The organism is Sulfitobacter sp. D7, assembly GCF_003611275.1.
In the GTDB taxonomy this organism is placed as follows: domain Bacteria; phylum Pseudomonadota; class Alphaproteobacteria; order Rhodobacterales; family Rhodobacteraceae; genus Sulfitobacter; species Sulfitobacter profundi.
Genome location: NZ_CP020694.1, coordinates 2,453,835 through 2,475,987 on the forward strand (window position 1 = coordinate 2,453,835; position 22,153 = coordinate 2,475,987).

Below are 22,153 nucleotides of genomic sequence, written 5' to 3' on the forward strand. Positions count from 1 at the left end.
TATACTATGGTAAAAACAGGATGATTGAAAAGGCAATTTTACGTGAGTAATCAAAGTATTACGTCAGAACTGGACGCCTCTGAGCGCCCCATAGACCTGCGCGATGAAAATACTTTGAAACCCTTGCTGTCTCCTGCCACGGCCGGTCTACTGGCCCGCGCCGATGCCTATTGCCCGAAAGAAAATGGCCTGTCCGCAAGGCTTGTGGCCGCCGAGCAAGTCGGCAGCTTTCTGGTCGATGTGCCCCGCGCCACCGCCCGCCAACGGCGCGCCCTGCTGACCTTTGCCGTCGAAGACCGTATCGCCGCTCCGATCCAGTCGGTGCAGGTGATCCAAGGCCCGCTTGAGAACGCCGATCCGGGTCAATTGCTGGCCTTTGTCCTGTCGCAAGAGATCATGGCAGAGATCGCCGCCGCCGAGGCCCCCTATCTGCCGGAGTTTCTGATGATCCCGCGCCCCGATGCCAGGGGCGGCCCGGCGTGGTCTGTCTGGCGCGAGGGCGACAGGGCGGTGGTACGTTGCTCGGACGGCACCGGATTTGCCCTGCGGACCGAGATGCTACCGCTGTTCTGGAGCCGCTCGGGAAGCCCCAAGCTCTACGCGCTCGCCGAACCGCTGGGTGACGCTTTGCCAGCCGAAGACCTCTCTGCCGCACCGCCGCCACCGGACCCGCGCGACCTTGCTTTCAGCTTTGCACGCCAGCGCACGACAGGGGCCGAAGGGGTTGCGGCATGGCGATGGGCCGCGGTGGCCGCCGGTGCGGCGCTGATGATCCATCTTGGCCTGACGGCCTTTGACACCGCCGCCCTCAAACGCATCGCGCAGCAGGAACGCCTCGCAGCCGAAGCCGCCATTGCAAACATACTGCCCGGCGTCCCGCTGACCGGCGATGTCGGGCCGATCCTCGCACGGCTCACCCCGGCCCCCAGTGACGAGGGGCGCGGCCCCTTCTTGCCGCTGCTGAACGAGATCGCGGGCACATTGGCCTCAGACCCTGCCAGCGTGGGGTTCCGCCGCCTGTCTTGGGGGCGGCGCGACAATACACTGGTGGTGCTGATGCAAAGCCCCGGACTGGAAGACCTGCAACGCATTGAGCAGGAACTTGAAACCGCAGGCTTTGCCGTGCGCAGCGGGGCGGCCACCGCTGGAAATGGCGGCGCGGAAGTTGAAATGCGCATCACCAAAGGGGCGGGCGGATGACAGGTTTTGATCGGCTCAGCAGACGCGAAAAACTGCTCATCGCTCTTGTGATCCCGCTGGCCCTTTTGGTGGCGCTTTACCGTTTTGCATGGATGCCGCTGCAAGCGGGTGAAGCGCAGGCGCGGGCCGATATCGCGGCGTACCGCCTTGTGCAGGACACCGCAGCACTGGCCGCCCAGACCGAGATCGCGCCGACTGCGCCGATCAATGACACCCCGCTTGCCACCCGGATCACCAGTTCCGCCAGCGCGGCGCAGCTGACCCTGCGCCGGATCGAGCCCGAAAACGACGGCATTCGCGTGACCTTGGACGACACGCCCTTTGCCACCCTGCTGCTTTGGCTTGCCGATCTCGAAGAACAGCATGACGTGACCCTTGAGGCGCTCGAAGTCGACCGCCGCCCGGCGCCCGGTGTGATTTCGGCCCGTCTGCTGCTGGGAGCCCTGTGATGCCTGAACCAAGCCTCCTGACCCGCCTCGCCTACGGCTTTGCCCAAAGCCATGGCGTCATCGTGACGCCCGGCGCCGAGGGTCCGCTATGCCAGTATCGCAGCGATGCGCCGCTTGAGGCGCTGATCGAAGCGCAGCGGGTCTGCGGCACGACATTGACCTTCGAAGAAGTCGGCACCACGGAATTCGAGGCCGCGCTTGGCACGCTGTATCGCGATTCCGCGTCCGAGGCCGCGCAAGTGGCCGCCGATGCCGATGACGATCTGGTCACGCTTGCCGATACGGCGGCCTCTATCGACGATCTTCTGGCGCAGAACGACGATGCCCCGGTGGTGCGGCTGATCAACGCGCTGCTGCTCGAAGCAGTCAAGGAAGGCGCCTCGGACGTGCATATCGAGACCGAAGAGCGCCGCCTGCTGGTGCGTTTCCGCGTCGACGGTATCCTGCGCGAAGTGATCAGCCCGAAACGCGCGCTGGCGCCCTTGCTGGTGAGCCGGATCAAGGTCATGGGCAAGCTCGACATCGCCGAAAAACGCCTGCCGCAGGACGGTCGGGTGTCGCTACGGGTCGGGGGGTATGACCTCGACGTGCGGATCTCGACCATTCCGTCGCAATTCGGCGAACGGGTAGTGCTGCGTCTCTTGGACCGTGGCCAGACCCTGCGCGGCATCGACCATCTGGGTTTGTCGCCCCGCGATAACACTGTGCTGAAACGCATCCTCGCCCTGCCCGACGGTATGGTGCTGGTGACCGGCCCCACTGGCTCGGGCAAGACCACAACGCTCTATGCCGGGCTCGACATGCTCAACGACCGGCAGCGCAATATCATGACGGTCGAGGACCCGATCGAATACACGATGGACGGGGTTGGCCAGATGCAGGTCAATGCCAAGACCGACCTCAGCTTTGCCCGCGGGCTGCGTGCAATCCTGCGGCAGGACCCGGATGTCATCATGGTGGGCGAGATCCGCGACCGCGAAACCGCGCAGATTGCGGTGGAATCGGCGATGACCGGGCATTTGGTGATTTCGACCCTACACACCAATACGGCCATCGGCGCGGTTTCACGGCTGGTGGAGATGGGGGTAGAGCGCTTCCTGCTGGCACCAATGCTGCGCGGGCTGATCGCCCAGCGTCTTGTGCGGCGCAACTGCCCGGACTGTCTGGCCGATCACACCGTCACCCAGACCGAAAGCGATCTTCTGGCGGGCAAGGTCAAACCCGGAGAGACCGTTCAGAAAGGCATGGGCTGCGACAATTGCCAAAACAGCGGGCATCGCGGGCGCCTGCCGCTGTACGAGATCATCGAGGTCGATGGCGATCTTGAGCGGATGATGCACGAAGGCCAATCCGAAGCCAGCCTGATCGCAGCAGCCCGGGCGCGGGGTCCGGGCATTCTGGAAGACGGCATCGCCAAGATGCGCGCAGGCATGACCACGGCGCAAGAGGTCGCCCGCGCGATCCATGAAGGCGCGGTTCTCCCCCCGCCAGCGCTCGATGCCACACCCGCACCGGAGGCTGACTGATGCCCGCCTTTGCCTATGAAGCCCTGACCCCCGCGGGCAAATCAACCAAGGGCATCATTGAGGCCGCCAGCGCCGCCGCCGCCCGCAGCAATCTGCGCCAGCGCAACCTTGCGCCGCTCTCTGTCGAGCCGACAAAACAGAGCAAGACCGCCAAGCAATCGGGTTTTGGCAAGCCTCGCATCCCGCGCCGGGCGCTGACGCTGCTGACACGGCAATTGGCCACGCTTGTCGGGTCGGGCATTGGGGTCGAACAGGCGCTGAAAACCGTGGCGGATCAAAGCGGAAAACCGGCGGTGACCTCGCTGCTGCTCAACCTGCGCGCCTCGGTCCTAGAGGGTCGCAGCTTTGCTCAGGCGCTTGGCGATTACCCGAATGTCTTTGGCGATTTCTACCGCGCCTCGGTGGCGGCGGGAGAGACCTCGGGCCAATTGGGTCAGGTGATGGAGCATCTCTCAGGCTTTGTGGAAACCCGCGCCAAGAACCGCCAGACGGTGCAACTGGCGCTGCTGTATCCGGCGATCCTTGCCGTGGTGTCGCTGGCGGTGATCGTGGCGCTGCTGACATTCGTTGTGCCCGACATCGTGCGCGTCTTTACCTCACGCGGGGCGGAACTGCCGTTTCTGACCCGGGCGCTGATCTCGGTGAGCGACTTTATCAACGCTTGGGGGCTCGTGGTCCTTGGGGGGGTGGCCGCGACGGGACTGGCGGCGGTGAGCCTGTTGCGGCAGCCCGCGGTCCGGCTGCGCTGGCACCGTTTCCTGTCGCGCTCGGTGCTGACGCGGGGGTTCTCGCTCAAGACCAATGCGGTGCAGTTCGCGGGCACCCTCGCGACCCTGACGGTCAGCCGCGTGCCTTTGGTCGATGCGTTGGCTGCGGCGGCGCAGACGGTGCCGAACCTGCATATCCGCGCGAAGGTCACTCAGGCCACGGCGCGGGTGCGCGAAGGGGTGGCCCTGTCGCAGGCGCTAGAGGAGGCCAAGGTGTTTCCGCCGATGCTGATCGCCATGGTGGCCAGCGGTGAAGCAGGCGGCGTGCTGGGCGCGACCCTGACCCGCGCCGCCGATGATCAGGAACGCGACCTGAATGCGCTGGTCGCAGCACTGGTAGCCCTGGTCGAGCCGGCCGTTCTGCTGATCATGGGCGGAATCGTGATGCTTTTGGTGCTGTCGATCCTGCTGCCGATCGTCAACCTGAACAATCTGGTGACTTAGAAAGGGTATTCGATGATGATCGGGCCGCCGGTCGGCATGCCGGGCACCAAGACCGCCCCTTCGGGTTCGACCCGCCCAATCACCCGGCGGTCGCCGGTCACGGTGAGTTCCGCGAGCACGCTGTCGCGGTCGCGCAGCAGGCCGCGGGCATCATTGCCCTGCGTGGTCAGATCAAGCGTCATCTGCGGCACCGACGCGGCGCGCCCCAGCAAATCTTCGCAGTTGCCCGCCTCAACCGAAACAACCCCCGCCGCCGCGGCACGGCCCTCTCGCCAGCTCAGGCTCTGCAGATCGACCACCGCGCGTGAGGTGCAGTTTTTCAACGCCAGCCCCGGGATAAGCCCCATAAGCCCCGGCCCGGCGCGGCCCACGACCGTTTCAGCCTCAAGCGCCCAAGGCGTGGCACGGGCGACCCCGGTCAGCTGGGTGTCGCGGCCCTGCAGCGTCCAATCGACCACGCCGCGCGCCAGCAGCAAGGGCTGGCCCCGAACCTCCCAGTCCAGCGAATATCCACCGCTAAGCACCGCGCGGCCTTTCCACAGGCTGCCATACAGGTCAGTAATCTGTGCAGGGACAACCGCCACACGGTGCAGCGCGGTGGCCGGGAGGGTCACGATCAATGCAGCCAGGTAAACAAGGAGCGCGAAAGATGCCAAAAGCACGAGCGAAACAAACCCCCGAAGCCGCGATTTGCGGGGCTGGGGCGGCGCTGACACGGCGGCGTCTGTTGCTGGGTCTTGGTGGGTCATCGGCGCTCTTTGGTCTGTCGGGCTGTGGCGGGCTGTCTCTGACGGGGGGCGACAAGCTGCCGCCAGCGAATGCGGTGGGTCAGGCGGTTCTGCTGGCCCCTCTCAGCGGGCCGCGAGCGTCATTAGGTCAGATCATGCTGGCCGCTGCAAGCCTTGGCGGCAATTCCACAGCACCGGGCGCAGAGGTGGCGGTGGTTGACGCGGGCGATAGCGACGCCTCGGCGGTTGCGGCGGCCAAAGCGGCGCAGGCGGGCGGCGCGCGGATGATCTTGGGGCCCATGTTCTCGGGGCAAAGCCGCGCCGTGGCAGCGGCGGTGGATGTGCCGGTGGTGTCGCTGTCCAACGACAGCTCAATCGCTGGGGGGAACCTCTTTGTTTTTGGCATCACCCCGCAGCAATCGGCCAAATCGATCCTTGGGTTTGCGGCCTCGCGTGGCAAGCGCAGCGTGGCCACCGTCGTCCCGCCCGGTGCCTTCGGGGCCCTGTCGGCAACAGCCGCGCAGGCGGTGGCGGCCAGCGTCGGAATTAAGATGCCCGCCCCGGTGGTCGCGGCATCGGCCGCAGGGCTGGTGGACAAAATCCGCGCGGCCAACGGCGGCGCGCTGCCCGATGCGGTCTATCTGCCCGTGGTCGGCGGACCCTTCGAGGAACAGGCCACTGCCCTCAAATCCAGCGGGGTGCAACTGCTGGGCTCCGAGCAATGGGCCTCGATCACCCCCTACCGGATCGCGGCGCTGCAAGACGGGTGGTTCGCCGCCCCCGACCCGGTGGGTTTCGAAGCCTTCGCCACCGCCTTTGCCGAGGTCAGCGAGGCCGACCCCGGCGTGCTGGCAGGGCTGGCATTCGACGCCGTGGAAATGGCCCGCATCCTTGGCCGGATTGCCCAGCAAGACCGCAAAGGACTGCTGCGTGAGGCGGGCTTTGACGGTGTTGTCGGCCCCTACCGGTTCCAGAAAGACGGGCAATGCAGCCGCGGCTTGGCGATCCTTAGTGTGACCAATGGCGCCAACAACCTGATCGGCTCGACCGGCGCATGACCCCTCGGCGCGACGGCATGGCCGGGGTGACATTGGTCGAAATGCTGGTGGCGCTGAGCCTTTTTGCCATGGTCGGTCTTGCCGCCTTTACCACCTTGGACACGATCCTGCGGGTGCGCGCGCAGACCGATGGGCGGCTGGAGCATCTGGCCCGGCTTGACCGCGCGCTCATGATCTTTGGCCGCGATCTGATCGAAGCCGATCCGCAGGCGGTCACGTTGGAGGCGGGCGTACTCTCGGCTCCGCTGCAAGACGGGCGCACCCTGCGCCGCTACCTGCGTGCCGAGGGGGAATTGCACCGCCAGTCGGGCACGCAAAACGCTGACCCCGATCTGACGCAGACCCTGGTGCCAGAGGTCGAAAGCCTGACTTTTCGGGTGCTCGACGACGGGGGCATTTGGCATGACACCTGGCCTGACCCCGCCAGCGACACTCCGGCGTCTGCCGTGGACCTGCGCCTTGAGATCACCGGAGCAGGCACACTGCGGCGGCTGGTGCCATTAAGCCAAGTGGTGCCGAAATGAGGGCGCGTGAGGCTGGGGTGATCCTGATCAACGTGCTGGTGGCACTGGCGCTTGGCGCGGCCATTGTCGTGTTGATGTTCACCTCGCAGGAAAACCTGATGGACGGCACCCGCCGGGCTGCGGCGGCCACGCAGGCCGAAGCGCTGGCGCTTGGCGCGGAGGCATCACTGGTCGCCGCCCTGCGCCGCGACATGGAAGTGGCCCCCGAGACCGACCATATGGCCGAGCCTTGGGCGCTGGCCGCGCAGGAGGAGGTTCAACTGGAAACCGGCAGCTTCTCGATCACCGTGAATGACGCGCAGGCGCGGTTTGACCTCAACGCCTTGGCGGCGGGCCGGCTTGCGCAGCAGCAGACATTGGCGCAACTGATCACTGCGCTGGAACTGCCGGACCGTGTGGCGCTCGATATAAATGACCACCTGATCCGGCGCGGCCCGGTGCGGGTCTTGGCGGAAATCCAAGCGTTGGACGCCCAGACCCGCGCCGCGCTGGCACCCCATGTCAGCCTGCTGCCGCAGTCCGGGAATGTGAATTTGAACACGGCCAATGAGACGGTGATGGCCGTGATGCTGGGCTCGCCCAGTGCGGCGCGACAGCTTGTCAAACGGCGCGCGGCGGCAGGCTTTCTTACCAAGGGCGACCTCACCGACGCGGGGATTGTGACGCTGGACGGGATTGGCTTCACCTCGGCGGTCTTTGACGTCGAAAGCCGGGCCGAGGTTGACGGTCTCACGGTCACGCTGAGTTCGCGGCTGCTGCGCCGCACGGTGCTAGGTCAAAAGGAAGTGCGCGTCATTGCGCGCAGTTTCTCGCCCCAAGGGGCAGATACAGCCCCCCTGCCCGACCCGCCGCCCTTTCGCCCCTAAAAACCACAGACGCCAAGAAAAACGCGGCCTCCCGGGGGGAAGGCCGCGTTTCAGGTCATTCACGCCAATCAGGCGCTTGCCGTCCCCTTACGGGTTAAACGGCTCCCGTGTGGGGAACTGGGGCAACGACGCCCCGGCGAGGGAAATCGGCTCATCGTTGCGATCCTGCGCGAAGGCACGGGCAAAGTCCGACCCCAGCGAGGCGATCCCATTCAGCCCGTTCCCGCCGCCACAAGCGACCAAAACACCGCCCAGAAGCACAAGAATCGAGATATTCTTTAACATTGGAATTCTCCTATTCCTTTGGGTTTAGTTGTTCGGCGAACCGGCGATCGGCGTATTCAGATAGGGGAAGGACGCCCGCAGTTCGGTGGCCCGCAACGGCGCACCATCGGTGAAGGGAACTTCGCCCGCTGGTGCTGTGTCATCAGGGTCACCATCGCCACAAAGGCCAAGGTTGATGCTGTCTTCGGCACTTGGATCGCCGCTGACTTCCTGACCCAGCGGCACGTTGTGACACAGACGGCCCATCATCACACGCAGGGCAAGGTCGACCGTGTCATCGCCGGGGCGACGGCCGTTCGGGAAACCACCCAGGTCTTCGGCCAGCAGGCCAAAGGTGTGCTGATCGTCACGTGGTGTCGCCGGGAAAGTGGTGTTCAGACGCAGCATTTCCGACAGGTCGGTGGACGCATCGAAGTTAGCTGGCTGGTTCACACCCGGAAAGCCCGACAAGAACGCCGTCACAAGGTCATTGCGCGGGAAGTTCGACGGTGCGATGTCGCCCGAGGCACCAAGCGCATCGCGGAACAGGATGTCCAGCAAGGCCGGCAGGGTCGGGTTGGTAACATAGACCGCGAGGGCTTCGTCGATGGTCGGCTCGGCTGCGTTGAAGAGGTCCTTGTCGGCCAGACCGATGACGACTTCGTTCACCAGCGGGTTCGACAGACGCGACTGCTGCACCCAAGCACCGCCAAAGAGCGAAGTCTGCTCATAGGTCGGCGACGGATCTTCAAGCTCACCCTGCGGCAGGCTTGCGGTGGTCCAGGCTCCGATCACAGCTTCATCGCCTTGGGTCAGACAGTCAATCGGGACTTCAAGTGCCAGCGTGGTGACATTGGCCTTGCCGATCAGATCGTCATTGGCGCGGTCCTGCACGATGCCGTTCGCATTGAAATCCGGGTCATTGTACTGCGGCCACATCGGGTTATCAGGGCCTTGCACGGGCACAAGGTTCACCAGATCGAAGATCTCGCCGAGGTTCACGGCAAAGGCTTCTTCGCGCTGACCGGCAAATACACGGCCGGTGCCACAGCCCGGAATCTCGACATTGTCGTAGATATAGGCGTCGGCATAGGCCTCGTAGTCGGGCAGTGTCTTGTTGCCGACGTTGTCGAGGGGCTTGGTGAAGGTTGCACCGCCCGAGTGGGTCAGTTCGGCGCGATCGCCGCTACGGCGGTCGCCGGTGATCATGGTGACACCGTAGCTTTCGGTCTCGCCCAAGGCGGCTGTGGGGTTGCTGGCGGTGATCTGGCCAGCCGCGCGCAGCGGGATGCCCACGGTCTCACCGCCGATATCAAGCTGGATACCGGTGCCGCCCGTCAGGTTGTTGTCGAATTTGAACTGGAAGGTGATCTCTTCCTCGGCGTCGGCATCGTTGCTGACGTGGATCTCATAGATCGCATCGGGATCCATGGTGAAATAGTTCGGACCGCCATAAGGGGCCTGCAAAGGCTGGTAGTTGGCGATCAAGGTCACATAGTCGCCGCGCCCTGCCTCATAGCTTTTGAACATGTAGAAATCGGTGGCGTCGATCTTTGGCTGCTCGGTGATACCGGGCGCTTCGCGGTGTGACGACGCTGATGCAAGGGTCGTCGTCAGGCACAATGCGCTGGCGCAGCTCCCTCGTAGCAGGGTACGAACAGAAATAGTCATTTGTCTCTCCCAAGTTGGCATTTTTCTGATGTAATTGTTGGTTCTACTCTCCCTGCGAACGCTGAAAAAAATGCAACTCAGTACCCGCATTAACGCAGTCACGTGGTTCGTTAAGAAAAGGTTTCAACCTTTCTGAAAAAAGTTTTGTTGCCGAAGGACGGGATGATTTGTAGGCCAACGGAATGCCTTTGAACGCGGATATGTCGCCTGCCCTATTCCTTGCGAGCACGGCCATTTTGGCCGTGTTTCTGGGTCTGCTGGTACGGATCGACCTGCGCGAGAAGCGCCTGCCGGATCGGTATACCTTGCCGCTCATCGTTCTGGGGCTTTCGCTAATTGCCTATGCTAGGGGCACATTACCGGGGGGCGAGATCTGGGGGGCGATTGTCGGCTATGTGACCTTCTGGGCGCTCGGCAGTTTGTTTTTCAGACTGCGAGGGCAAGAAGGGCTTGGGCTCGGCGATGCGAAGCTTCTGGCCGCCGCTGGCGCGTGGCTGGGTATTAGCGCCTTGCCGATGGTCGTGCTGTTGGCGGCGCTCGGCGCCTTGGGCTTTGCGGTTATCAACCAGCGTGGACGAACGGACCAACTGGCCTTTGGCCCTTGGCTTGCGGCAGCGTTCTTTGTCTTGTGGGTATTGAGGATTGATACCGTCTGGTAGTGATCGGCAGGCCACTGTTGGAGCGTTGAACCATCGGTGTCCCTGCAAACTAACTGCACATTTTGGTGGTAGACCTAACATATGAACCCAATCCGGAAGTCATTGTTCGCCAAGATTTTCACAGCCGTCGCAGCGATTTCCATTCTTATCGTATTGGTGATGGCGCTGATGGTCGCCCTGTGGATGCGCGAGGGTTTTGCGCGCTACCTGCTCAGGGGGGAACTGGCACGGTTCGACGAGCTCGCAACATCCTTGGCTGAGCGTGGACAGAACGGTTGGGCCGAGTTTGATGAAGACCCGCAACTGTGGGCTGCATTTGTACATGCGCATGCCCCTCTCCCAAGCCGGTCCCCGAGATTTCCACCTGAAGCACCACCCCCACCAAGGCCAGACAACCCACCGCCGTTTACATTAGGCGATGACAATATGAGGCTGGAAAAACGTATCGTGCTGCTTGACCGCGATGGCAATCAGATCGCGGGCCATATTGAACGCTCGGCGCTATTTGAGCGGCGCCCCGTATGCGCGAACAACACCTGCGCGGGCGCAAACCTTCTTGGCTATATCGGATTGAACGCGCCGATGGAGCAACGAGATGCGAGCGACACATTCTTTTTGCGCGGGCAGTATGCCTCTCTTGCTCTTGCAGCGCTGATCGCCATCGCCCTCTCGGCTGCGGCTGCGTTTATCATCGCGCGCCAGTTGCTTGAGCCCGTTCGGCGGTTGGAGGCCGGCGCGAAAACGATGGCGGCGGGCAATTACACGGCCCGGATCAAACAAGACAGAAGTGACGAATTGGGGCAGTTGATCGGCCACTACAACACTTTGGCGGCGACACTTGAACAAACCGCCAAGGCCGAGCGTGAATGGATTTCCAACACCAGTCACGAACTGCAAACGCCGCTTGCGGTGCTACGCGCCCAGATTGAGGCGCTACAGGACGGGATCCGCCAGCCCGACGACAAAACGCTGACCGAAATGCATGCAGCGCTCATGCGACTGTCGCGTCTCGTACAGGACCTCAAAACACTGTCCTATGGCCGCGAAGCAGAGCTGACATCGTCAATTGAACAAGAAGACCTCCCGTCCCTTGTGAAGCAGGCGGCTGAAACGATGCGTTCAAAGCTCAGCGCTAAAGGGATAGAGTTGGAGCTTAATCTGCCGATGCAGATGTGGGTTCCCTGTGACCGAGGGCAGATTGGCCAAGTCATGGATAACCTGCTTGAGAACGCTTTTCGATATACCGATGGGCCCGGCCAGATACGCGTTAATCTGCAAGACGGCGAGGGTTTCGCGCAGCTGACTGTAGAGGACACGCCGCCAGCCGCGCCCGAAGACGATGGGGACAAGCTGTTTGACCGTTTCTACCGCGTGGAGGCATCGCGGTCTCGCGCGCATGGGGGGTCTGGGCTGGGGCTCTCCGTCTGTAGGGCCATCGTAGAGGCGCATGGCGGCACCATCTCTGCTGGCCGATCCGAGTTGGGCGGGGTACAAATTGTCATACGATTGCCGAAACAAGCAGTGTGACCATGGCGCGCATCCTGATCGTAGAAGACGAAATAGCACTTGCAGAAGTCGTGCGGGATTACCTGCTTGCTGACGGTATGAGCGTAGAAATGTTGGGTACGGGCGCGGGTGCCGTCGCGCTTGCCCAGACAAATCAGCATGACCTGGTCATTCTGGATCTGATGCTGCCCGAGGTGGATGGCCTGACGATCTGTCGTGAATTGCGCAAAACATCCGATGTGCCGATCATCATGACCACCGCGAAAGTAGAAGAAATCGACCGTCTTCTGGGTCTTGAACTGGGGGCAGATGATTACCTGTGCAAACCCTTCTCCCCGCGTGAGCTTGTCGCGCGGGTCAGGGCGGTTTTACGCAGACGCCCTATGGGTCAGCCCGCACAAAGCCCTGCCACGAACGACCGCCTTATCATCGACGGCGACCGGTGGCAGGCAACACTGGATGGCAGCCTCCTTGACCTCACACGCCGGGAATTCTCGGTGCTGCAGGCGCTTGCTTCCCGGCCAGGCCGCGTTTTTTCGCGCGACCAACTGCTTGCACTGGCCTTTCCCGGCGACACAGAGGTTTTTGACCGAACCGTCGATAGCCACATTCGAAACATCCGGCGCAAGATCGCATCGGTCAGCACTTGGGACCCGATCCGCTCTGTCTATGGGGTGGGATACGCCTACGATGGCTAAAGGGGCCGCCCCTCCCCCAACCTTTCGAGAATTGAGCCAGAAAAGCTACAGAGTGCATTTTTTTACGATCTGCATTCTCGCTGCATAATTGCTGCAAACTCACTGCTCAAAGAACATGGAAAAAGGCCCTGTGAATGGCGACTTAACGCCACAACAGGAGAACCTACGATGTTCATGGATAAACTTAGAGCACAACGCGAACAGGCTGCGGCCCAACGTAAGATCCCACTTTACCGGCCAACAGTACCCCGCATCAAAGGCAACCAAAGCATCATCCTCGCGATCACCTTCGCTGCTGTGGTTCTGGGCGCGCTTAACATTTCCGCCGTGCGCGCTGAAAGTGCTTCGGCAACGGATCAAGGTACCGTTTATGCGCAATCTGCGCCTTCTGGTCAGGGCGAACGCGCAGGCCGCCCGCCGCGCGAAGCTATTGAAGCTTGCGAGAATGTCGAGCCACAGTTTGCCTGCGAGTTCTCGGGCCGCGATGGCGGCACCGTTCGGGGCACCTGTATGTCCCCCAAAGCAGATGTGCCACTGGCGTGCGCCCCGGCCAATATGCCGAAGAAGGGTTAGGTCGCGCTTCGCCACGAGATTGCGATGCGGCAACCCTCAGGGGGTTGCCGTATTCTCCGTGTCTTGCCGAGAAACGGATAGGCTGAATTGAACCTCCGCCCCACCTTTGCCCGGGCTTACTTATGCGCGCCTCACTTAGTCTCGCTCGGGCGGTTTTGGTGCATTCCGACATAGACGAACCGATCGCGACGGCGGGCGCTGAGCGTCCCTTGACCGTAGATTTTACACTTGAGGATGGCACTGCATCCGCCCGCTACCAGATCACGGCGCCCGCCCACGAAAACCATCGGGCTGAATCACAGCTTACCGAGCAAGGCCAATCGCTCGGTGCCCCTGAGGGAATTAAGATGATTTGCACGAAACCAAACAAGGGCATTGTGGGCCGCCGTTCGTTTCTCATGGGCCTTGGGGCCACCGCTCTTTCAGCCTGCACAAGCCCCGTTCAGACGCCTTTGGCGACGCGCGTCGAAACGGACAATGACCCGCTGTCGCGGTTTCGTCTCTTTGCGGATGATGGGCCGGATGAATGGCGCAAACACCTGCATCCCCCGTCGTCTTTACCGGACCCCTCTGCCGGGCCGAACGTGCTGGCCCTATCCGGCGGCGGTGAGGACGGTGCTTTTGGGGCGGGCGCGCTTGTGGGCTGGTCAAAGCGCGGCGACAGGCCCAATTTCGACTTGGTGACCGGCATTTCGACCGGCGCCCTCATCGCTCCGTTTGCGTTTATGGGACCGAATTACGATAATGTTCTAACCCGCGTTTTCACCGAAAGTGACGCAGGTGACATCATGCAGATGCGGCCATTTCAAGCGGTCTTCAGCGACGCGCTATATGACACCGCGCCGCTGGCTGCGTTGATCACCCAGCACACCCCACCCTCCTTCCTTCGTGCCATCGCGCAAAAGCACAGAACGGGAAAAAGCCTGCTCATTGTCACCTCGGAACTTGATAGTGCGCGGGCCTCGATCTGGGACATGGGCGCCATCGCCGCCGCAGGGCAATACGAGCTGTTTCGCAGCATCTTGCGCGCCTCTGCCGCACTGCCGGGGCTCTTTCCGCCGGTAAATCTGCGATACACTGCGGGGGGTAAAACCTATGCGGAAACGCATGTCGACGGGGGCGTACACATGCAGTTTCTGGCGGTCCCCAGCTTCGCGTTCACGACACCTGACCACAGGCTGCAAGGCGGGCATATTTACGTCCTGATCAACAACACGCTTAATCCGGCCCCTGAAACAGTAGGAAGATCCGCGCTAAGCATTTCGCAACAGGCACTCACGACAACAGGCCGAGCCAACGCATTGCTGCAGGTCAACGCGACCCAGCTTTACGCACGCGAACGGGGGCTACGCTTTTCGGTAACTTCAATCGATCCGAAATCTGGGATCGTCTATGATCCGTCGGATCGGTTTTCATCAACCTATATGAACGCTCTTTATCAACACGGCGTAGAGCGGGCGCAGAGCGGTACACTTTGGACGAACGCAAAGGAGGAGTGGCCGCCACGACAGTAGCACCGAGAAAATCGAGTGCGCCCCGAAATTAACGGATTGAACATGCAGGCCCAATCAGAAAGATGCTTGCACCCTCCTCGGTTCGTCAATTTCTGCGTTCGCTAATGAGTGTTTTTATTCAAAATGGGCAGATTTCAGTTGTTCCCTGCAGGTGCCGAAGATCGGGTCAGATAGGAGCGAGGGACGTAAAATCACCCCTGCCGTTGGGCAATGTGAACTGCGGGGTTTCAGTCACCTATCAAGCATCTAACTGCCCAAACCCGGTGCAATTTCTATGTTTCCCAACCATGGCTCACATTTTGCCCAATTTTCGTCCCGATTTCTTAACATGGTTGTGTGAAACCTAGATACTGGCGCAAGCAGTGAAAGAGGCCGCAGCAATGACCCATGTACCCACACCAGGAACCGTGTCACGCCCGCAGAGCGGAAATCTTTCGATGTTAGCGCGCCACATTGCTTTCGGCTTGTTTGCGGTATTGATCTATCTGGGCCCGGCTCCTGGACAGATCTTTGGCTCCCATTCGCCATGGCTGCGCGAGTGGGTCATGTTCTCTGGGGTGGGTGTGGGCATTCCCAATGGCCGCTTTGTCGTGCGACATGAGGATGGTGCCGAGACAATGCACACCCCATTGGAAGCGGCAGATATCGAGCAATATCCGTTGATTTTGCACTACCTTTTCGAGAATCGCATTTTCGCGACAGAGCATTTCGCCCATTTTGCCGCGCCCCTATGCGCAACGGCACCTGAAACAAGTTCGGTTCGTTTCGAAGGGTCGGTTGGAACCCGTCAGGGCTGGCAAGCCTTGAAGATCGAAAATATCTGCGCCTCCAGCGAAGGAGAGAAACCATGAACGCTGGGGTGATGTTGCGCGACTTCGTCGCTTGGGGCCCAGACGCCACTGGTCCAACGCGGGCAGTTGCGCTTTTGCGAATTGGGCTGGCAACCATGGCAATTGTCCGCTTCGGTGCCGAAGTCGCACCCTTCGCGGCGGAGACATTCAGCGAACTGCTGCTGGGATTGGTCTTCTTTATCTTTGCAATCGCAGCCCTGCTGGGCGTCCGCGCCAGACTGTCAATCGGTCTGCTTGGGCTGACAATATTTCTTCTATACGGGATGAGACAAGCGGGCCTTGGTACCGCGGGTTGGAATCATCACCATGTCTATCTTCTTGGCATCTCTTGTATTTTCCTCATGTTTACGGATTGCGGCCGGTCTTATTCCTTTGACCGATGGACGGCCATCCAGAGCGGAAATCGGATTCTACCTGAACACGGCATCTTGTGGGGGCAGCGCCTGATCGCCCTGCAAATGTCGGCACTCTATTTCTGGACTGCGGTGGACAAGTCAGACCAAGCCTTCATTTCAGGACAAAGGCTCGAACAGATTTTCGTTTGGAGCTATTCGGGTCGCACGCTTGAGATACTTCTCGCTTCTCCCATGCTCCTTGCGTTGATGTCCTGCGCCGTCTTGGTCGTCGAATATTTTCTCGCCTATGCGATCCTTACCCGTCGCCATCGCGCAACGGCCATTTTCATCGGGTTAAGCATGCATTCCACGTTCTACCTGTTGCTCCCCGTCAGCACCTATTCTGCGACGATGATGCTGCTATACCTTGCGTTGTTGGACCCGCAATCCGTCCAAAAGTTCACCAAGAGAATACAAGAGCCATGACGCCGCTGCGGATCGTCTACGATGGTGAATGTCCTTTTTGCGCAAACTATGTCGCGCTCTTTCGACTTCGGGAAGGCCATGCCGTTGAACTGATCAATGCGCGCACCGATCGAACCAGGGCCAATAGTTATGGTCTGGATCTCAACGATGGGATGATCGTCGATCTTGACGGTGAGGTTTTCCATGGCGCAAAAGCTGTCGCCCTGCTCTCGCGTCTGTCGCGGCGGCGAGGGGTTTTAAGCTCGGAACGCGTTGCGAAGGCGGTCTACCCGGTGATGCGTTTTGGTCGGGCGGTAACACTTAAGGTTTTGGGCCGAAAACCTCTCTGACCCGCGCCGAGCTAGAACGGTAGCACTGCTTTTCCCTTAGGCGACGCCGTTAACGCCCACGCGCAACCCTAAGCCAAAAATTGACGCCGACAGTGCAGGTCTACAGTTCACGTGCATTCAGCAACAGGTCAACGCAGCGGCAAAGATCGCGGAGGCTACTAGGCCATCGACCAGCACAGTATCCGTCAGATCCGCCAGCCTATGGCGAAGCCCGACATACCGGCGCGGCAGAAACACTCGACGCGCTCGGCCGGATGGGCGGGAACGGCCATGCAGGCACCTTCGACGACTTCGACCTACCGACGCCCTTGGCCGAGGACGTGCAGCGTTCCGGCAAAAAACATGTCGTGAACGGCAATAGCTGAAACGGAGAATAGACCTCGGCTGGGTTGTGTGACGCAACCAGCGACAAATCGTCGGGGGTAATGAGGGGCTGCTGTACTGGTGGGTGGCGGGGCACGCTCATCTTGACCCAGGGTGTCCTTTCCTCTCGTTTGAACACAGTAATTTTTGGGTCTTCAGTATTTGCCTTGGTCCGCACCAAGCCAAGCCTCACAACCAACCGAAGAATCCTCTGAAATCTTGCTGCCATGCAGGACGAATTTGCTTTCACACATCCACTACCTGCGCCCAACTGTCGCCCATTTATCGCCCTGACATTTTTGTGAGAGCTCCGCGAGAGGTGACCGCAGGCGTGCCGATATCTCATCCCTCCACAAGTGCCTTAGTGTAGGAGATGCAAGCAGCCGATACACGGAGCGCATCGCGGCACAGCCCTGAAATAAAAGATATTCCCTTACAATATCAAAGACTTGAGACACCCTCTCCCGCCCATCCGCGCCCCTCTCCTCGCGGCACGCCAGCACGGTCCATGCCCGCGCGCCCCCGGCCTAACCCCTACAGTTCCCTCGCTAATTTCTGCCACCCCCCTCTCCTGCGAAACAGTCTGTTTCTGAGAAAATGGATCGAATAAGGCGAAAAGGTGGTAACAAATGATACATATCCTACCTGAACGTATAGGCCGCCTAGGCCGTTGAGACAAAGCGGGGCGAAGGCGCCGTGGGCCGGACAGGTCCGATTGAATGCGAATGAACCCTGGGGGGTTTGGAATGAAGTACTTTGACGCCCACAGCCATACCTATGGCTCAATGGAAGCCCTCGCCGGCCCGATGTTGGGCCGCACGCAGCCTGCTGCTGCGGGTGCCGCCGCGCTGCCCGCGCCGCGCGCTTTGGCGGCCTTTCGTTTGCGTCCTACCGGCCTTTATGGGCGCTATGCGAAACCGATTATCGACCGGCTGCTGATCCTCGCCTCCCTGCCCATCGCGCTGCCGATCATCGCCCTTTGCGCGCTGGCGCTTTGGATTGAAAGCGGGCAGCCCTTCTATACCCAGCAGCGTCTTGGGCGGGGGGGCAAACGCTTCTCTATCCTGAAACTGCGCACCATGGTCCGCGATGCCGATGCCGTGTTGGAAAGCTACCTTGCCGCGAACCCGGCGATGCGGGCCGAATGGGACGAGATGCAAAAGCTGAAGGATGATCCGCGCATCACACGGGTTGGCGCCTTCCTGCGGGCAACCTCGTTGGATGAGCTGCCGCAGCTTTGGAACGTGCTTAAAGGCGACATGAGCCTGATTGGCCCGCGTCCGATGATGCCCGACCAGCTTGAGATGTACGGCGAAGCGAAAGCTTATTTCGCCCTGCGCCCCGGCATCACCGGGTTGTGGCAGGTCTCGGCGCGCAACAACAGCCGCTTTACATACCGCAATGAGGTCGACGCCGCCTATCGCCGCAATCTGTCGCTGCCGATGGACCTGACGATTCTGCTCAAAACCGTTGGCGTCGTCTTGCGCCGGACCGGGTGCTGAGCGATGCTTGCCGCGCCCGGCAACAACGAGAAAATTAGCGCCTCATGTTCAGAAAATCGAAAGGGAAGACGATGAAAGATCTCTATGCATCCGACGCCCTTGGCGCGGACAACAGCGATGTGTCGGCGCAGTTTGGCGGCCCGGGGATGCGGCACAGCATCCGCCCGCGCCGCACCGTGATCGACCATGAGGAGGAGTTCGACGGCGATCTTGCGTCTGAAGAGGCGCTGCCCACCGCCGCTCCGGCCGTATCGCGCTATATCGGCGACGACCGCGCGCCGCGTTGGCAAGACCTGCCCATCGCCACCCCCGGCCCCGGGGGGGACATGCCGTTGGTCGACGATCACCGCAACAGCGCCGCTGCGCGGGCTTTTGACCTGCTGCGCACGCGCCTGCGTCAAACCACGTTAGAGCATCGCTGGGTCAATATCGCTGTCACCGCCCCCACCTCGGGCTGCGGCAACAGCTTTTCGGCGACCAATCTCGCGCTGAGCCTGTCGCGTGTGCCGGGATCGCGCACCGTGTTGATGGACATGAACATGCGCAACCCCGGTCTGGCCCGCGCTTTTGACATGCAAGCCCCCGGCGCAATGAGCGACCTGCTCAGCGGGCGGGCCGATCTTGGCAAAGGGATGCTTCGGGTCAGTGACACGCTGGCCCTCGGCCTGAATGACCAGCCAGAGGTGAACGCCGCCGAAATCCTCCAAGACAGCGCCACCGCCGAAACACTATTGCGCCTGCGCGCCTCACTGCAGCCAGAAATCGTTCTCTACGACATGCCACCCATGTTGGAGCATGACGATCTGTCGGCATTCCTGCCGCAACTTGATGGTGTGTTGCTGATCTCGGACGGGACGCAAACCATGGCGCGTCATCTGCGCGAATGCGAACGCATGCTCGAAGGTCAGGTGCCGCTCTTGGGCATCGTGCTGAACCGGGCGCGCGCGTCCAGCCTGCCGAAATATGCCTGACACCCCCTGTCGCTGCCCCCTCTAGCGCCCTATTATCGCCCAAGTCTTCTGGTCTAGGCAGGGAAACTCCGCCGGGCAACGGTAGGGGGCTTTAGGCAGGTTGGAAAGAGGCACATGGGACCGATCTATACATTCGATGACATCATCGACATGCTCCGCCGTCGGGCGGGCGTGATCATTCTGATTACGCTTCTGGGCTGCATCGCCTCGGTCTACTGGGCGCTGTCGACGCCGCATATTTACCAATCTTCCGAAGTCATTCAGATCGAGCAGCCCAAGATCGCCAATGATCTGGCCCCCTCCACCGTAGAGGGGTCATCGGCGCGTCGTCTGCAGTTGATCGAACAGCAGTTGATGGCCCGCGGCACCCTCGTGGACATCATCCAACACTTTGATCTTTATGATGATCTTACCGCGCTGCGGATGTCGGAAAAGGTTGATCTGCTGCGCCGTTCGGTTACCATCACCGGTGTGGCCGCCGCGCGCGAGGGCTTTGCCGATGACGGCACCATCTCTGTCATGACCTTCACCGCCGAGATGGACAACCCCGCCGATGCGCAGGCCGTGGCGCGCGAATTTGCCGACCGCACCCGCCAGATGTCGGCGGCCCAACGCCAAAGCCAGACCCAAGAGACCTTGGAGTTCTTTCAGCGCCAAGAGCAGAACCTGATCCGCGACATCTCTGAGCTTGAGGCGGAACTGGCCGATTACCGGGCCGAAAATGATCTGTCCCTCGAAGGCAGCCTTGAGTTTCGCCGCGGTGAAATCAGCAGCCTGAACGACGCCCTTCTTGAGCTTGACCGCGAGATCATCGCCACCCGGCTGGCCCGCGACCGGGTCAACCCCGACGCCCGCGCCGCCACCATCGCCCGCGAACAGGCCGAACTGGACGCCACGTTGGAAAGCCTCACCACGCAGCGCGATTTGCTGCAAGAGCAGCGCGAAACGCTGACCGCCAGCCTGCAAACCTCGCCTGAGGTTGAGCGTGAACTGGCCCGGTTTGATCGTCGCCTAACCCAGCTGCAGGACCAGTTGGAGGTGATCACAGCCCGCCGCAACGAGGCGGAGGTGGGGTTCTCACTCGAATCCGATCAACGGGGTGAGAAACTGATCACGCTGGAGCAGGCCGAACTGCCGGATTACCCCGTCTCTCTCAGCCGCAAAAAGCGGGCGGCGATAGGTGGCTTGGGCAGCTTCGCGCTTGCCCTGATCGTGGCCTTTTTGCTGGAACTGCGCCGCCCGGTGATCCGCTCTTCCCGGCAGATGACGCGCGAGACGGGGCTCATCCCCGTCGTGTCGATCCCCGACCTCAGCCTCCGCGAAAAGCGCCGCACCTTGGGCAAAGTATGGCAAGAACGCTTAAAGGCAGGTAAAGAGGGCCGCGCCGCACGTATGGCACGCAAGCAAAAGAGCTGATCCGCTCAGACCGTAGCGCTGAGCCCCAGTACCCGGTCCCAATGCAACCAAAGCGCCAGCGCGCCGAGCACGATCCCCAGCAGGGCGAAGATCAGATCGTGGCGCGCGTCCCAGACGCCATGCGCCCGCGCAAGCCAGATCAGCACCAGATGCGACAGCGCCATCGCCGCGCCTAGGCCAATCAACGCACCGGGCAGCCCGGCGGCGATCACCCCCGCCAACAGCAACCCAATCTGCAAGCTGGCCCGCGAGGCCGAGGAGATAAAAAACCGCCGCGAATCCCCGGCCGCAAGCGCCGCTTGGTCATAGGTCATCCCGATCACCTGCGGCATCAGCGCCAGCGCCAGCATCACCAGAATCGCGCCGCTTTGCAGATAGCGCGGGTCATAGAGTACTGAGACCAGCCACGGCCCTGCCAGCGTCATTGCGGCCAATAGCATCAGCAGCCCCCCGCTCAGCCCATAGCGCATCCGCCGCAGCTTGGGATGATCGCCGCCCCCGGCCTCGCGGTAGATCGGGATCATCACCCGCCCGGTGACGTTCTGCCCCAAAAGCAGCGGAAAACTGGCGAGGAAATAACCGATATTGTAGATCCCCAAGCCTTCGAGTGAGAGGAACTTGCCCAAGATCGCCTTGTCCCCTTGGCTGGCAAAGAACCAAAACATGGTCGACAGGAAAATCCATTTGCCGAAATGCACCAACTCCTGCACCGCAGGCCGTTCACAGCGAAAGCGGTTGCCCGGCCCCGGCAGGAACGCATGGGTCAGCGCCAGTTTTGCCAGCGCCCCCACCACGCCACCGACCACCAGCGCCGCCACGGATTGATAAAGCACCGCGCCCACGATCATCACCACGATGCCAATCACCTGTGACGCCAGATCCAGCAGTGTCAGCCGCCCCATTTGCAGATGCCGGTGCGCCGTCTCGATCCGCGTGGGATTGAACCCGGCGACCACAAGGCTCAGCGCCGCGATGGGCAGATAGGTCAGCAGCGAAGGCTCATCGTAAAACGCCGCCACTGGCCACGTCAGCGCACAGGCCGCCAGCCAGAGGCACAGCCCCCGGATCGCTTGAATCGTCCACGCGGTGTCCAGAAAGTCGCGATCGTCTCCGCGTTTGCTCTGTGCGATGGAGGGCGCGATGCCTACGTCCGAAAACAGCGTCAGCCCGACGATCACCACCTGTATCAGCGCCATCAGGCCAAAGGCTTCGGGGAAAAGCAGCCGCGTCAGGATCAGGTTCGAGGCCAGCCGGATCGCCTGCGACCCGCCATAGCCCAAGACGATCCATGAGGTTGAGCGCAGCGCCCGTGCCATCAGGCGATTGCCCGTCACCGCTTGGGAAACCTGTGAAAACACCCGTTGCTGCGCCTTTGCCAATTCTTTGAGAGAGACTAAAGGCTTGCCCGCCCTTGTGCCAGTGGCAAGCGGGCGGGTAACAAGGTTTATCAGCC

General features: G+C 61.5%; 22 protein-coding genes. 18 read left to right on the top strand and 4 right to left on the bottom strand.

Annotated features, from left to right (window positions below; genetic code table 11):
- The first annotated feature begins 42 nt into the window (after positions 1–42).
- Genes gspL through gspF form a run of 4 tightly spaced genes read left to right on the top strand, consistent with a single transcriptional unit; the run spans position 43 to position 4,386 of the window.
- The gene (gene gspL, locus B5M07_RS11870) at positions 43–1,200 is read left to right on the top strand and encodes a type II secretion system protein GspL (protein WP_162931853.1); all 1,158 of its coding nucleotides are present in this window, start codon (positions 43–45) and stop codon (positions 1,198–1,200) included.
- On the top strand, positions 1,197–1,649 hold the full coding sequence (gene gspM, locus B5M07_RS11875) for a type II secretion system protein GspM (RefSeq protein WP_120351464.1): 453 nt from the start codon (positions 1,197–1,199) through the stop codon (positions 1,647–1,649). The genes gspL and gspM overlap by 4 nt, the downstream gene beginning before the upstream one ends.
- Complete coding sequence (locus B5M07_RS11880) at positions 1,649–3,175, top strand: GspE/PulE family protein (protein ID WP_120351465.1); 1,527 nt, start codon at positions 1,649–1,651, stop codon at positions 3,173–3,175. Before gspM ends, B5M07_RS11880 begins: the two co-directional genes overlap by 1 nt.
- A complete protein-coding gene (gene gspF / locus B5M07_RS11885; RefSeq protein WP_120351466.1) occupies positions 3,175–4,386 on the top strand; it encodes a type II secretion system inner membrane protein GspF in 1,212 nt (403 codons plus the stop codon). The genes B5M07_RS11880 and gspF overlap by 1 nt, the downstream gene beginning before the upstream one ends.
- On the opposite strand, the gene B5M07_RS11890 is transcribed toward gspF, so the two are convergent.
- Positions 4,383–5,000 carry a type II secretion system protein N gene (locus tag B5M07_RS11890; RefSeq protein WP_162931854.1) on the bottom strand — a complete coding sequence of 206 codons (618 nt, stop codon included), beginning with the start codon at positions 4,998–5,000 and terminating at the stop codon, positions 4,383–4,385. The two genes, gspF and B5M07_RS11890, sit on opposite strands and share 4 nt — an antisense overlap.
- A 35-nt stretch (positions 5,001–5,035) precedes the next feature.
- Between B5M07_RS11890 and B5M07_RS11895 the strand changes: the two genes are divergently transcribed.
- From B5M07_RS11895 to B5M07_RS11905, 3 genes are read left to right on the top strand one after another with little or no spacing between them, the layout of a single operon-like run.
- The gene (locus tag B5M07_RS11895) at positions 5,036–6,172 is read left to right on the top strand and encodes an ABC transporter substrate-binding protein (protein ID WP_162931855.1); all 1,137 of its coding nucleotides are present in this window, start codon (positions 5,036–5,038) and stop codon (positions 6,170–6,172) included.
- Positions 6,169–6,696, top strand: coding sequence for a type II secretion system protein GspJ (locus B5M07_RS11900; RefSeq protein WP_120352242.1), 528 nt, complete (start codon positions 6,169–6,171; stop codon positions 6,694–6,696). Before B5M07_RS11895 ends, B5M07_RS11900 begins: the two co-directional genes overlap by 4 nt.
- The gene (locus B5M07_RS11905; RefSeq protein WP_120351469.1) at positions 6,693–7,562 is read left to right on the top strand and encodes a general secretion pathway protein GspK; all 870 of its coding nucleotides are present in this window, start codon (positions 6,693–6,695) and stop codon (positions 7,560–7,562) included. Before B5M07_RS11900 ends, B5M07_RS11905 begins: the two co-directional genes overlap by 4 nt.
- Before the next feature lie 87 nt (positions 7,563–7,649).
- Here B5M07_RS11905 and B5M07_RS11910 read toward each other — a convergent pair whose 3' ends face one another.
- Both B5M07_RS11910 and B5M07_RS11915 read right to left on the bottom strand, forming a co-directional pair.
- The gene (locus B5M07_RS11910; RefSeq protein ID WP_120351470.1) at positions 7,650–7,847 is read right to left on the bottom strand and encodes a hypothetical protein; all 198 of its coding nucleotides are present in this window, start codon (positions 7,845–7,847) and stop codon (positions 7,650–7,652) included.
- 24 nt (positions 7,848–7,871) lie between these two features.
- On the bottom strand, positions 7,872–9,497 hold the full coding sequence (locus B5M07_RS11915; RefSeq protein ID WP_120351471.1) for a DUF4331 domain-containing protein: 1,626 nt from the start codon (positions 9,495–9,497) through the stop codon (positions 7,872–7,874).
- Positions 9,498–9,739: 242 nt separating this feature from the next.
- Here B5M07_RS11915 and B5M07_RS11920 point away from each other — a divergent pair, with 242 nt between their 5' ends.
- The 11 genes from B5M07_RS11920 to B5M07_RS11970 all read left to right on the top strand — a co-directional run bounded on the left by B5M07_RS11920 (position 9,740) and on the right by B5M07_RS11970 (position 20,700).
- The gene (locus tag B5M07_RS11920; protein ID WP_254693997.1) at positions 9,740–10,156 is read left to right on the top strand and encodes a prepilin peptidase; all 417 of its coding nucleotides are present in this window, start codon (positions 9,740–9,742) and stop codon (positions 10,154–10,156) included.
- A gap of 159 nt (positions 10,157–10,315) precedes the next feature.
- Entirely contained in the window at positions 10,316–11,683 is a 1,368-nt protein-coding gene (locus B5M07_RS11925; protein WP_254693998.1) for an ATP-binding protein, read from the top strand.
- Positions 11,684–11,685: 2 nt separating this feature from the next.
- Positions 11,686–12,360 (top strand): response regulator, encoded by a 675-nt coding sequence (locus tag B5M07_RS11930; protein ID WP_120351474.1) that lies wholly within the window; start codon positions 11,686–11,688, stop codon positions 12,358–12,360.
- 174 nt (positions 12,361–12,534) lie between these two features.
- Positions 12,535–12,933, top strand: coding sequence for a hypothetical protein (locus B5M07_RS11935; protein WP_162931858.1), 399 nt, complete (start codon positions 12,535–12,537; stop codon positions 12,931–12,933).
- Between the two features lie 158 nt (positions 12,934–13,091).
- Positions 13,092–14,447: a patatin-like phospholipase family protein gene (locus B5M07_RS11940; RefSeq protein ID WP_254693999.1), complete on the top strand. Its 1,356-nt coding sequence runs from the start codon at positions 13,092–13,094 to the stop codon at positions 14,445–14,447.
- Between the two features lie 380 nt (positions 14,448–14,827).
- The gene (locus B5M07_RS11945) at positions 14,828–15,298 is read left to right on the top strand and encodes a hypothetical protein (protein WP_162931860.1); all 471 of its coding nucleotides are present in this window, start codon (positions 14,828–14,830) and stop codon (positions 15,296–15,298) included.
- Positions 15,295–16,119 (top strand): HTTM domain-containing protein, encoded by an 825-nt coding sequence (locus tag B5M07_RS11950; protein WP_120351478.1) that lies wholly within the window; start codon positions 15,295–15,297, stop codon positions 16,117–16,119. The genes B5M07_RS11945 and B5M07_RS11950 overlap by 4 nt, the downstream gene beginning before the upstream one ends.
- Complete coding sequence (locus B5M07_RS11955; RefSeq protein ID WP_120351479.1) at positions 16,116–16,448, top strand: DCC1-like thiol-disulfide oxidoreductase family protein; 333 nt, start codon at positions 16,116–16,118, stop codon at positions 16,446–16,448. Before B5M07_RS11950 ends, B5M07_RS11955 begins: the two co-directional genes overlap by 4 nt.
- 1,148 nt (positions 16,449–17,596) lie before the next feature.
- A complete protein-coding gene (locus B5M07_RS11960; protein WP_120352243.1) occupies positions 17,597–18,313 on the top strand; it encodes a sugar transferase in 717 nt (238 codons plus the stop codon).
- Between the two features lie 71 nt (positions 18,314–18,384).
- A complete protein-coding gene (locus B5M07_RS11965; protein ID WP_120351480.1) occupies positions 18,385–19,284 on the top strand; it encodes a CpsD/CapB family tyrosine-protein kinase in 900 nt (299 codons plus the stop codon).
- Positions 19,285–19,398: 114 nt separating this feature from the next.
- Positions 19,399–20,700 carry a GumC family protein gene (locus B5M07_RS11970; RefSeq protein WP_120351481.1) on the top strand — a complete coding sequence of 434 codons (1,302 nt, stop codon included), beginning with the start codon at positions 19,399–19,401 and terminating at the stop codon, positions 20,698–20,700.
- A gap of 5 nt (positions 20,701–20,705) precedes the next feature.
- Here B5M07_RS11970 and B5M07_RS11975 read toward each other — a convergent pair whose 3' ends face one another.
- Complete coding sequence (locus tag B5M07_RS11975; RefSeq protein WP_120352244.1) at positions 20,706–22,016, bottom strand: oligosaccharide flippase family protein; 1,311 nt, start codon at positions 22,014–22,016, stop codon at positions 20,706–20,708.
- Between the last annotated feature and the right edge of the window lie 137 nt (positions 22,017–22,153).